At 32.7% G+C, this 13,325-nt stretch carries 10 protein-coding genes; 3 read left to right on the forward strand and 7 right to left on the reverse strand.

What is annotated here, in order from left to right; genetic code table 11:
- Positions 1-202 precede the first annotated feature (202 nt).
- On the reverse strand, positions 203-2,803 hold the full coding sequence (gene clpB / locus QBK95_RS21900) for an ATP-dependent chaperone ClpB (protein ID WP_280936703.1): 2,601 nt from the start codon (positions 2,801-2,803) through the stop codon (positions 203-205).
- Between the two features lie 204 nt (positions 2,804-3,007).
- Between clpB and ytxJ the strand changes: the two genes are divergently transcribed.
- Complete coding sequence (ytxJ, locus tag QBK95_RS21905; RefSeq protein WP_280936704.1) at positions 3,008-3,403, forward strand: bacillithiol system redox-active protein YtxJ; 396 nt, start codon at positions 3,008-3,010, stop codon at positions 3,401-3,403.
- On the opposite strand, the gene QBK95_RS21910 is transcribed toward ytxJ, so the two are convergent.
- The 5 genes from QBK95_RS21910 to fahA form a co-directional block, all read right to left on the reverse strand.
- Positions 3,396-3,845 carry a group III truncated hemoglobin gene (locus QBK95_RS21910; RefSeq protein WP_280936705.1) on the reverse strand — a complete coding sequence of 150 codons (450 nt, stop codon included), beginning with the start codon at positions 3,843-3,845 and terminating at the stop codon, positions 3,396-3,398. The two genes, ytxJ and QBK95_RS21910, sit on opposite strands and share 8 nt — an antisense overlap.
- 10 nt (positions 3,846-3,855) lie before the next feature.
- Entirely contained in the window at positions 3,856-4,140 is a 285-nt protein-coding gene (locus tag QBK95_RS21915) for a hypothetical protein (protein WP_280936706.1), read from the reverse strand.
- Positions 4,141-4,231: 91 nt separating this feature from the next.
- Positions 4,232-4,831, reverse strand: coding sequence for a Crp/Fnr family transcriptional regulator (locus QBK95_RS21920; RefSeq protein ID WP_280936707.1), 600 nt, complete (start codon positions 4,829-4,831; stop codon positions 4,232-4,234).
- A 28-nt stretch (positions 4,832-4,859) separates the two neighbouring features.
- On the reverse strand, positions 4,860-6,047 hold the full coding sequence (locus QBK95_RS21925) for a hypothetical protein (protein ID WP_280936708.1): 1,188 nt from the start codon (positions 6,045-6,047) through the stop codon (positions 4,860-4,862).
- 102 nt (positions 6,048-6,149) lie between these two features.
- On the reverse strand, positions 6,150-7,430 hold the full coding sequence (fahA, locus tag QBK95_RS21930) for a fumarylacetoacetase (RefSeq protein WP_280936709.1): 1,281 nt from the start codon (positions 7,428-7,430) through the stop codon (positions 6,150-6,152).
- 204 nt (positions 7,431-7,634) lie between these two features.
- Between fahA and glyA the strand changes: the two genes are divergently transcribed.
- On the forward strand, positions 7,635-8,909 hold the full coding sequence (glyA, locus tag QBK95_RS21935; protein ID WP_280936710.1) for a serine hydroxymethyltransferase: 1,275 nt from the start codon (positions 7,635-7,637) through the stop codon (positions 8,907-8,909).
- Positions 8,910-9,104: 195 nt separating this feature from the next.
- Here the strand turns inward: glyA and QBK95_RS21940 are convergent, their stop codons facing one another.
- On the reverse strand, positions 9,105-11,939 hold the full coding sequence (locus tag QBK95_RS21940; protein ID WP_280936711.1) for a T9SS type A sorting domain-containing protein: 2,835 nt from the start codon (positions 11,937-11,939) through the stop codon (positions 9,105-9,107).
- A 565-nt stretch (positions 11,940-12,504) separates the two neighbouring features.
- On the opposite strand from QBK95_RS21940, the gene QBK95_RS21945 reads away from it, so the two are divergent.
- On the forward strand, positions 12,505-13,050 hold the full coding sequence (locus QBK95_RS21945) for a hypothetical protein (RefSeq protein WP_280936712.1): 546 nt from the start codon (positions 12,505-12,507) through the stop codon (positions 13,048-13,050).
- Positions 13,051-13,325: the final 275 nt, after the last annotated feature.

A 13,325-nucleotide genomic window follows, 5' to 3' on the forward strand; every position in this document is an offset into this window, starting at 1 on the left:
ATTTACTTAAAAGTTTATCTTTTGTAAGAATTAGTTATTAACCATGTAAGAATATTATTGTTGATAACTACGGTAAAACCGTAAACACTTGATTCTCTAGAAGATATCTAAATGTTTTATAGACCCTATAAATGCTTAAAAGCAGTGAGTTTTCAACAAAAACGCACTGCTTTTCTTTAAGATTTACTTAACATTTCTCTTATTATAATACAAGATCAGTTTGATTTCTGAATACTAAGTTATTATCAAACTCATCTAATAGGATGATACTTTCTGTGGATACTTTGCCAGCTAGTATTTCTTTAGACAATGTATTTAGTACTTCTTTTTGAATCGTTCTTTTTACGGGTCTGGCACCAAACTCAGGTTGATACCCTTTTTCAGCTAGAAAAGTAATAGCTTCATCTGTGGCATCCAATGTTATGTTTTGTTGTGCTAACATGTGAGAAACCTGTTTTAATTGAAGTTTGACAATCTCATGAATATTTACTTTTGTTAAAGGAGTAAACATAATGATATCATCTATTCTATTTAAGAATTCTGGACGAACAGATTGCTTTAATAAACCTAATACTTCGATTTTTGCACTTTCCATTGCGGTGTCTACATCTTTTACAGCTTCAAATTTTTCCTGAATAATGTGACCTCCCATATTACTAGTCATAATGATAATAGTATTTCTGAAATCAGCAGTCCTTCCTTTATTATCTGTTAATCGACCTTCATCTAATACTTGTAATAAGATATTGAAAGTATCTGGATGCGCTTTTTCGATTTCATCTAATAAAACTACAGAATATGGCTTTCTTCTTACAGCTTCAGTCAATTGTCCGCCTTCATCATATCCTACATATCCAGGAGGCGCTCCTACCAATCTACTTACGGCATGTCGTTCTTGATATTCACTCATATCAATTCGTGTCATGGCACTTTCGTCATTAAAAAGATACTCTGCTAAAGCTTTTGCTAGCTCGGTTTTACCAATTCCAGTAGTACCCAAAAATAGAAAAGAGCCAATTGGTTTTTTCTGATCTTGCAGTCCAGCGCGACTTCTCCTAACTGCATCACTAACAGCTTGTATAGCTTCTGCTTGCCCTACAACTCGTTTTTGTAACTCTTTTTCTAGTACCAGTAATTTTTCACGATCACTTTGTAACATTTTAGTTACAGGAATTCCTGTCCATTTAGCAACTACTTCAGCAATATCATCATTAATCACCTCTTCTTTAATTAGCGAAGATTTGCTTTGTTGTTGATTCAGTTGTTCCTGAAGCTTTTCTAAACTTTCTTGAGCGTCTTTAATTTTGCCATAGCGCAATTCTGCTACTTTTCCGTAATCACCGTTTCGCTCAGCACGTTCTGCTTCGAGTTTATATTCTTCAATATCTGTTTTCGTATTTTGAATTGCATCTACTACTTCTTTTTCGCTTTGCCATTTAGAAAAAATTTCATTTCGTTCTTCTTTAAAATTTGCAAGATCTGCGTTTAATGATTTTAATTTAGTTGCATCATTTTCACGTTTAATCGCTTCAATTTCAATTTCGAGTTGCATAATTTTACGGTCCAATACATCCAATTCTTCTGGTTTCGAATTGATTTCCATTCTAAGTTTAGAAGCAGCTTCATCCATTAAATCAATAGCTTTATCTGGTAAAAATCTGTTGGTGATATACCGTTGAGATAATTCTACTGCGGCAATAATAGCTTCATCTTTAATTCTAACTTTATGATGCGCTTCATACTTTTCTTTAATACCTCTAAGAATAGATATAGCACTTTCGGTATCTGGTTCATCAACTACTACTTTCTGAAAACGTCTTTCTAAAGCTTTGTCTTTTTCAAAGTATTTTTGATACTCATCTAAGGTAGTTGCACCAATAGCACGCAGTTCTCCACGAGCTAATGCGGGTTTAAGGATATTTGCTGCATCCATTGCTCCTTGACCACCACCAGCTCCAACTAAAGTATGGATCTCATCAATAAATAACACGATGTTTCCATCACTGGAAGTAACTTCTTTTACAACAGCTTTTAGACGTTCTTCAAACTCACCTTTAAACTTGGCTCCAGCAATCAATGCACCCATATCTAAAGAATAGATTTGTTTATCCTTTAGGTTATCAGGAATATCTCCAGCAATAATTCGATGTGCTAACCCTTCTGCAATAGCTGTCTTACCAACACCTGGTTCACCTACTAACATCGGATTGTTTTTGGTTCTACGAGATAAGATTTGTAAAATTCTACGGATTTCTTCATCACGACCAATTACAGGATCCAGTTTACCACTTTCGGCTAATTCGTTTAGGTTTTTGGCATATTTGTTTAAAGATTGATATGTGTCTTCTGCGCTCTGAGAGGTAACACGCTCTCCATTTCTAATTTCCTGTATAGCTTCTATAAGATGTTTTTCGGTAACACCTTGATCTTTTAGGATTTGACCAATTTTACTTTTGGATTTAAAAATGGCAATAACTAAGTGTTCAATAGAAACATATTCATCATTCATGTTTTTAGCAATGATGCTGGCTTCATTGAGGGATTTTCCAGCTTCGCGAGATAGTTGCATATCTCCACCACTCACTTTAGAAAAACTTTCTAAGGTACTGTCTAATACTTGTTGTAGAATCGTAATATTAACATCAAGTTTTTTTAAAAGAAAGGGAAGCACATTTTCATCTACATTAAAAATAGCTTTAAAAACATGCTCATTTTCTATTTGTTGATGACCATAACCTTGAGCGAGTTGCTGCGCTTGCTGGATGGCCTCTTGTGATTTTATAGTGAAATTATTAAAATTCATAATTCAATTCATTTTGTATTTGCTGGTTGTAGATCAAATAGTATTCCTATGCTAAGTTAATGTCAAAATGTCTTTCAAAGCCTTGGTTTTACTGACTTTTTGGCTTATTGTAAAGTTACTACTTCTATTTCGACAAAAAACAATAATTGTTTATTAATAAAAATCATTTGGTTAAGTTTGTAAAGATTTTAAGAAAGTAAGAATATGGGATTATTTGGTAAGATATTTGGATCAGAAGATAAAGAGGCGAAAGAAGAAAAGCAAGCTTTACCTTGGCAAGAACTAAAATCGTTGGAACAATTAGATATAATTGCTACCGCTTCGAATACCAAAACGCAAGCGATATTTAAACATTCTACTCGTTGTGGAATTAGTAGAATGGTGATCAGAAATTTTGAAAGTAGTTTTGACCTTTCTGAAAGTCAGGTAGATTTATATTATCTAGACCTGCTGAATCATAGAGAGATATCTTCTGAAATAGCTGCAAAATTTCAGGTATACCATGAATCACCACAATTTATTGTGATTAGAAATGGAGTAGCGGTTCATCACGCTTCGCATAGTGCAATAACTCCGCAGGTATTGCATCAATTTATTTAAATATAGGATTGCTATTTTCTTTAAGAAAAGGGCATATTGTTTTATTTGTTGTTCTGGATTCATACATCTTTATAAATAGATGTGTTGACATCTTTCTGGCTCTTCTTTTTGCAGTTTCAGCTTTTTCTCCTTCGTATAATTTATCGATTGTCTCGAACCAAAGATTTAGCCAAATACCGAAGTGTTTTTCGGTAATATGCCCCTTAAAAGTAACATCCACTTGTTGATGTACTTTGATTGGATTTCCTTTGTACTTGGCAACGAACAATAGATTTGTCTCCCAAAAATCTGTTAATCGATTCAGGTGTTCTTCCCAGTTATGAATCATATAATTAAAAATTGGGCCAAGTATTTCTTCTTTTCTTATTTTAGAATAAAATTGTGACACTAAAGTATACACATCTTCTCTGGTCTCAATATCTCTTGCGAAACTAGTTTTCATATTATATTAGTTATGAATAATATCCAAAATTAAGAATGACTAACAATGTATTAATCGTAAGACTGGCAATGAGTAAATTAAATACAAATTTAGGTTTCATTTGTGCTAAGATAGAGGCATTAAAAGCCATACAGATAATCACACAGAGTGTTAGTTCTATAACTTGAGATGCAGATCTTTCTTGCATTAAAATATACATTGCAGCTACAGATCCTAAACAACTGGAAAGAATAATCATTAAAGGGATATAAGCCATATACATTTCTCTGAAATCTTTTAATAATTTGGAATACATAACATAGTGTTTTAAAGTTATGTTCAAAGATATTTCGAGAATAGGTGTTCAGTTTATGATCCTGATCATAAAGGCAAGGAAAAGTGAAAAATTACCGATATATTTTTCTTTCTTTAATCAATAATTCTCCTTTCTGTTCTAGTTTTTTTACTGCCCTGATTACTGTTTCTACCCTTAATCCTGTTAGGTCAGCTAATTGTTGTCGTGTAAACTCTATTTTATATAAGGCAGTATTTTCTGAAGTGTTTGGATTATTCTTTTTAAAATAGTCTAAAATTCGAAGAATCCTATGTTCTGGTTCCTGAGTAGATATTTCAGAAACCATCATAGCTTTATAATATAATCTAAGTGCCAGCGTGCTTGTAAATTTATGGTGGATCGCTGGATGTTCTTCTAATAATTTTAGAAACTTGTCTTTTGGCAGTTGCCATACTTTTGCATCTGTAATTGCTGCTGCATTAGCAGGGTATTTAAAATCTGCAAATAATGGTGGTTCTCCAAAACTTTTTCCAGCATCAAAAATACCCTGTATGTATTCTTTTCCATCATCATTATAGTTATTCATCTTAATCTCTCCAGTATATACTTGATAATAATAACGCGCGTTATCACCTTCTTCAAAAAGCTGCTCATCACGTTTGTATTCTTTAAGAACAGCACCAGCGTCGAGCAAGATGTCTTGATGAATCATAAGATGTTATTTTCAATAAACTATTAGATTATTTAAATCGATATCTAGTGATAATGTTTTTTAATTTGTTTTTTAGATCTTGTCCAGAATCATAGACCATTTGTTCATTGGTAGGGAACTGAACAGCTTGTAGACCCAAATAACGAATTAAATCATCATCTAATGCACGTTTATCACCATTATAGTTTGCATACACATGTTCGAAAACATATGAGCTAGAAAGTGGGAAAGCATCTAATAATTGTCTTGTATTAAGATTCTTGTATTGCACATTACCTACAACCTGTGCTTCCTTAAATTGTATAAATTCATAATATTCACATCGTACCGTCACCATTTTATCAATTTTGATTTTTTTACCATCTTCATCCAGTACAAAATCATCATTTTCATCTAATAAATATTCCCAACCGTCTTTAACTAATTTTTCTTTTTCTAGTTGTCTTTCTCTAATTTGTTCTGGAGAGATATTTATTTCTCTAAATGAAACCTCCATGAGATAATCATATTTGATAGAACGTTGAGGTTCATTGTGGTATACAGTCCAAAGGTCATTTAACCCATAAGTGCTAAAGTTTAATAAATCAGCCTCTAATCTTTTCGGAATGATAACATTAGTATTGTTTTTCATGGCAACCTTCACAAAATCAGTACCCTTATAATGTGCCTCTTCAATCAGGTCATTAGTGTTTTTATAATTAGGATTAATTTTGTTTAGATACTTTAGATCATCGTATACCGTTCTATAATCATTCTTCCTTTTGGCATTTGTAAGCAAAGATTTAGCATTATTATATAGATAGGTAGATAATTTATCTTTTGTATCTAAAATTCTTTGATCATAATTGTCAAAAGAAAAATTAGCATTACGTCCTTGTTCTACGTGGTATAGTGGTAGTAAGGGTTTAATGCGTTGTTGCCTATTTTTTAAGGCAATATAACTATTGTATATTCGCTCCAGATTGGCAGGGTTTCCTTCTTTTTCAAGAAAAGAAATGGCACTAATATCACGTGCTACTACTTTAGCAAAAGCTTCTTCTAATATCAGGATGTATTCCTGTTTTCCTTTTTTATCTTTATTAGTTCTTAATTTACCAATGGAATTATTAATCGCCTGATCATAGTTTCCAGTATTAAGAGCTGTTAATGTTTTCTTTTTACCACCGCAGGATGTTATAAAGGCGGTAACTAATAATAAAAGTAAAAGTCGTTTCATAATCTTACAAGTTTGGGGATACCTATTCAACTTTAATGCCAAAAGGTAATAAAAAAACCTCAAAAGTAATTTTTTTGAGGCTTTTAAGTATGTGGTAAAAAGTTATTTTTTAAATACAGGAAGTAATTTAGTAGACACTTCACCAAAACCAATTCTAACTCCATCATTTTGGCAAAATCCTCTAATAATTACAGTATCATTATCTTCTATGAATTTACGACTTCCTCCTTCTTCGAGCTGTACTGGCTTTTCTCCTCTCCAGCTTAACTCAAGCATTGATCCATATGAATCTGGAGTAGGCCCAGAAATTGTTCCACTACCCATCATATCCCCAGAATTGACTGGACATCCATTTACGGTATGATGTGCAAGTTGCTGAGACATATTCCAATACATATATTTAAAATTACTCCTAGAAACAATAGTTTCTTTAGATTTCTCTGGTTGTATTGCTACTTCCAGATTTATATCAAAACTTTTATCTCCTTCGTATTGAAGATATGGTAATTGTTCTTTTAAAGGTTTAGGTCCAGCTACACGATACGGTTCTAAAGCGTCTAAGGTAACTATCCAAGGTGATATTGATGACGCAAAGTTTTTAGCTAAAAAAGGACCTAATGGTACGTATTCCCATTTTTGAATATCACGTGCACTCCAGTCATTAAATAATACCAATCCAAAAATATAATCTTCAGCTTCTTCAATCGGAATTGGTTCTCCAAGAAGATTAGCATCAGTAGTAATAAAAGCCATTTCTAACTCAAAATCTACTAATCTAGAAGGTCCAAAAATAGGTTTTTCTGTACCATTTATTAATTTTTGTCCTTGCGGGCGATGTACAGGAATACCAGATGGAATTATAGAACTACTTCTACCGTGATATCCTACAGGTATGTGCAACCAATTAGGAAGCAGGGCATTATCTGGATCTCTAAACATAGTACCTACATTGGTCGCATGTTCTATACTACTATAGAAATCAGTATAATCTCCAACACGCACAGGAAGTTGCATTTCTATTTCATCCAATGTAAATAATACAATCTTTCGGTGTTCTTTATTGTTTTTTAGAGCATCATTTTCTGTATCAAAAATTTCAGCGATACGATTTCGTACTAATCTCCAGGTTTTTTTTCCGTCAGAAATAAAATCATTCAGAGAATCTTGTAAGAAAATATCATCGGTTAAAGGAATGCCTTCAAAATAGCCAAGCTGATGAAGTGCTCCCAGATCAATTGCTGTATCTCCAATTCTTGTTCCTATTGTAATTACATCATCTCTAGTAAGGAAGACTCCAAAAGGAATATTTTGAATTGGAAAATCCGTTTTTGAAGGAGTTTTGATCCAGGTTTTTCGATTAGGATTATTTGCAGTTATGGGCATTGTTATTTTTTTAATAAGTTGTTGGTAGTTCTTGCCATCAAATATATAATTTTAGAACGTTTTAAATATTTTATTTATGTGAAAGTTAATTAAAAAATGTGATATTTCTAATTGTGAAGAAAATGTTCATATTTATTAATATTCCATCAGCTTATTTTAATGAATGTTCCTATTTTTGGACATCTATTTTATAAATTAAATAACATGCAACGCGACGAACAAATTTTTGATTTAATTCAGGACGAAAAAGAGCGTCAAATTAACGGATTAGAATTGATCGCTTCAGAAAATTTTGTAAGTGAACAAGTAATGGAAGCAGCAGGTTCTGTATTGACCAATAAATATGCAGAAGGCTATCCTGGAAAACGCTATTATGGAGGTTGCTCTGTAGTAGATGTAGTAGAACAAATAGCTATAGATCGTGCTAAAGAATTGTTCGGTGCAGCATATGCTAATGTGCAGCCTCACTCTGGTTCACAGGCAAACACGGCTGTGTATCATGCTTGTCTTAAACCAGGAGATAAAATTCTTGGTTTTGACCTTTCTCACGGAGGACATTTAACTCATGGATCACCAGTAAATTTTTCAGGTAAATTATACAATCCTGTTTTTTATGGAGTAGAGAAGGAGACAGGAAGATTGAATTATGATAAAATTCAAGAGATTGCTACCGCAGAGAAACCTCAGTTAATTATAGCTGGTGCATCTGCATATTCCAGAGAAATAGACTATAAGCGATTTAGAGAAATAGCAGATAGTGTAGGAGCAATTTTAATGGCTGATATTGCACATCCAGCAGGTTTAATAGCTAAAGGTGTGATCTCAGATCCAGTTCCTTATTGCCATGTGGTAACCACAACTACTCATAAAACATTAAGAGGTCCAAGAGGTGGATTGATCTTAATGGGTGAAGATTTTGAAAACCCTTTTGGTATTACGCTAAAAAGCGGAAAGAAGCGTATGATGTCTTCATTACTGGATAGCGCTGTGTTCCCTGGAAATCAAGGAGGACCTTTAGAACATATTATCGCAGCAAAAGCAATTGCTTTTGGAGAAGCATTAACCGATGAGTTTTTGCATTATATTATTCAGGTGAAAAAGAATGCAGCTACAATGGCTGAAGCTTTTGTACAGAAAGGATATGAAGTGATTTCTGCTGGAACCGATAATCATATGATGTTGATTGATCTACGTAATAAGGATGTAACAGGAAAACAAGCTGAGGAAGCACTTGGAGTTGCAGAGATTACAGTGAATAAGAATATGGTACCGTTTGATGATAAATCACCTTTTGTAACTTCTGGTATTCGTATCGGTGTTTCTGCAGTAACTACTCGTGGCTTAAAAGAGAATGATATGCTGAACATTGTAGAATTAATTGATAGAGTGATCAATAATGTAGAGAATGAAGAAGAATTACAACGTATAGCAGATGATGTAAATGCTATGATGGCAGATAAACCATTGTTTGTAGTATAATTCTATTTAAAAATATATAATTGTAAAATGCGTGTCTATCGAAGTCACGCATTTTTTTTAAGTATGATCATTATGTATGCTATCTTGTTATAAGTAGGTTTAAAATGAAAACAAAAAATAACCGCAAACTATTTGTTTACAAATGTTTGCGGTTTTGTTTGTTATTAGCACAATAAGCTATAAAAAGGAATATTATTATTGCTCTATAATTACCTTTCGTACCATACTGTTGTTTCTAGCCTGTAATTTCACTAAGAATATTCCTTGAGGAAGATCGTATAACTCGATATTTTTTCCTTTCGGATTTGTATTCTTGGTCATAATTATTTTTCCAGTGAAATCAATTACCTGAACTCTAACTTCACCAGAAACATAAGGCGTTTCTATAGTTATATTTCCTTTTGAGGGGTTAGGGTAGATTGTAACATCTTTAAAACTAATTTTATTCTCAATAGAAGTAGGAGTACCTTCGTTACAAGATAGTGGTGCTGTAGTTACAGCAGTATCATTATAAGCACACTCAATTCCTTCTGCTCCATCAAAAAAGGCTGTTAAGTCTATAATTCTACCATCAGCAGGGAATTGTACATTTATAAATGTGTGTGATGTATTACTATCTAATTGGCTAACATCAACACTTCTTGTTGCATCACCAGTTATTTTTAAAATTCCAGTAGTTGGTGCAGATGAAAATGATACTGTGATATCTGCCTTAAAAAAGCTTTGGTTTTCATTCATTTTCGAGTCAGTACCACTACACGCGATATTTGATGCAACTATTGAATCTATGTTACAACCATCATCCTCTATCGTACAACATATAGGTGCTGTGATTACTGATACATTAGTAAATGAACATTCTACAACGTCTGGCTCATTTATATCTAGGATAAAGAAAGCTTGTAAACTAACAGATTCGCCATCTGCAGGTAATTGTATAGCAGTAAATGTATGTGAAGTATCGTTATCTAATTCATTTACAGCAACCGTTTCATTTAATTGATCACCAGCTAATACTAAAAATCCAGTTTCTGGTACTGAAGTAAACAAAACAGTAATATCAACTGTAAAAAAATTATCGGTAGGAGTATCAGTTCCATTATCATCACATAACGTATTATTAGAAGCATATACAGCAATGATATTGCAAGGAGTAGGAGTAAAAGAGCAAGGTGTTGGTGCAGTAATTACATCATTTCCATTAAAGACACATGTAGCATCTTCTACTTGTCCATCTATACTAAAGAAAGCTTTTAAGTTAATTGAGTTACCATTCGCTGGCAATTGTACTCCAACAAATGTATGTGATGTATCACTATCCAATTCATTAACACTAACATGGATATCAGCCATTGTGTCACCAGTTAATTGTAAGAATCCAGTAACTGGTGGCGAAGTAAATGAAACCGTTATGTCGGCTGTAAAAAAATCATCTTCAGGAGTACTAGTTCCATTATCGTTACATGATGAACTGTTAGAAGCCGTTATTGAAGCTATAGTACAAGGTTCTGGTTCATCTACAAAATTAACTATATAAGTCAAAAATGAAAGTCTCCCGCATTCGTCCATAGCTTTTACAGTTACAATACATGTTTCGTTTTCCTGAATTACAGGAGTACTAGGTACTGTAAAAGTTGGAGTAGGACTTGTAGGGTTATCAAAACTCCCTATCGAACAAGAAGTACTCCATTCATAGGTTATATCTCCACCCAAAACAGGGATACCAGTGATATCAAAGACAATAGATTCTCCATTGGTTAAGGTTACTTCTCTTTGTTCTGGATTATTCATTATTATTTCAGGAACTTTTGCAGAAGGAGCATCAAATGAAAAGTTTAAAAACCCTCTTTGGGCAGCTACTCTTTCTGCCGTAGTACCATCTTTATTTAGATCGTGACCCGCCTGATACATTATCTGGCCTCTATTAGCATCTCCATATGCAGGACCATATAGCATTAATGCAGCTTTTCCTGTACTTAATGTACCTAAATCTTCTTGGTTTGTATCCCAAATACCAACTTTTGTCGAAGCTCTCCATCCACCACCATTAACAGGTAAGTAGATTTCTTCTTTTCCACCTTTATGAACACCATCTGATTGCCCTATGAATTGCATAAATGGATCTACTGGAAAATCTATGTTATGTGTAGTGTTTGATGCATCTTCGTGATTATCTGCAAGCACTAATGCATTTTCGAAATAATCATCTCCGTTATCCGTAGCTATTTCTGATTTTAATGATAAGAAATTTAGTTGTTGTGATGGATTGTCTGGATTGTATAAGTTTTCGAGATTACTTACCGCTGTACAACCAGACCATATATATCCTTGGTAACCACCTTCTGATATTGGGCTATTCCATGCTAATAAAGGTCCATGATCTTTCCAGGTTGGTTCTGCGTGTGGTAACACGAATAAATCGTGACATTCATTTAATGTTTTTGGTAGTGCTGTAGTATAGGCTGATTTTGGAATACCTGCATTTTTTAAATATTTTTCGGCGATTTTTCCATTTTTCTTATCTAATACCCAAGTTGGATAAAAAGTTAATTCTTGGTATACAGGTATGGTTACATCAGATAAAGTTTGGTGCGTAATGACTCCCTGAGATTTCCAGTTATTAATTTCGTCTAGCACAGCAGCTGTTAGATATTCTTTACTGATAGCAAAAGGACCTCCTTTAAAATCTTTACCATCTACATTAAAATCTACACCATCTTTGGATTTATTTGGATTAATAGACCATAAAACAGGAGTGTCATGTTCTTTAATAATAGCATAAATTAATCCATAGGGTTTAAGACCATTTTTAAAATTGGGAGATGCGACTCCCATATCAATGATGATAGATCCACTAGGTAAATCTACAGTTGTAGAAGATAATATCGATTTTTTTGATTTATCAATGCCGTCATCTTCTATTGAAATGATGGTTGTTGTGTTGTTTAATAAGTTGTTATTTAGTGATTTAGATGAAATTAGGCAAATGGATACCACTGCTAATAAGCATAGTGTAGTAATGCGAGTCATAAAAAGTGTGTTTGTGAGTTATTTCGCGAATGTCGGTTTTTAATTTGCAAAAACATGTTGGGTTATAGAATCCGTAGTGTTTTATCAGAAAAGCGTTATAAGTGAGTTAGAATCTGTTAGTTAATTAAATGTTAACTTTGTTAATATTGAGTTAATGAGTGTATGGATTTAGTAGATAGAGTGGGCTTTTGTAGCACATGTGGTAAGTGTGGTAATACCTTATAAATAGGGTAGTAGGTTGTATTATTTCTTAGAGGTATATAAAAATTACATTTTAAATTTTCTATATGATTACAATACAAAAAGTTTATGTAGCATGGATTAGCTAAAATAACCTTAAATAATATTTAGATTAAGTAGATAATACTATAAGAAAGCATGGTTATTAGGACACAGTTGATACCGTTTATAAATATAATGTTGAGAGGTATTGAGAATTTTATACTATTTTTAAAATGGAAAACAAAAATTAACCGTACCGTTATACGTTTATTATACGTTTGTAAACGGTTATAGATATATAGAAATAATAACAATTGCTGTTATTCAGTAGTTGTAAATAATTATGAAAGTACTTTTCTTAATTTTTTCCTTTTTTTTTATTTTTTCGTTTTCTGATATCCAAAATGAAAAGATAATTTACGAAAACTATTGCCAAGCAATTGACAGTTATGGAAGTACTTTTCCTTACTATTTAGTTGTCAATATAACTGACTTAAATACAGGAAACAGTAAGGAAGTATGTTTAGAAGGTGGAGAACTCGTTTATGCTCTAACAAATGAATGGAATATTAATATTGAAAAGGATTACAAAACAGCAAAAAAGACTAAACGGAGAAAAGATCGGAAGTTTAAAATAAAAACGAAAAGTATTCTGAATAGGTTAAATAGAATTTCATACTCAAATACAGAGCTAATTAAGTACTCTAAAATGATCAATATCGATTCTATTTCAAAAAGCATTTTAAAATCTGATAAGTGGAGCTTTTATCATAATACTGAAAAAGAACAAATTATGATGGCTCACCTTTTATTTAATAAAGGGATTTTAACTGGAACTAATGATTGTTTTGGAGGAGAAGAGTTAACATATGTAAATTGGAAAGATTAAAACTATTTACAACACCAAGTATGTGATCATAGCAGTTAAGTAATAACCCAATGGTTCTTGTATATTTACTATGGCGCAAAGATTTTATGATGAGAAAGTTATAAAATCAGCGCAGAAAAAGTCGATGGTTTGGTAACATTTTACTTTGCTACGTGGAGATTCCTATGAATTTGACCCATCCATTCCTGTTTAAATTGCGCATAGTAAAACAGGTTCTAAAAAGAGCGGTTTTGTGATTATAAAAGTATAAAAAATATTATTGTTTTTTTCTTTTT

This window comes from Aquimarina mycalae (genome assembly GCF_029906345.1).
Classification (GTDB): Bacteria; Bacteroidota; Bacteroidia; order Flavobacteriales; family Flavobacteriaceae; genus Aquimarina.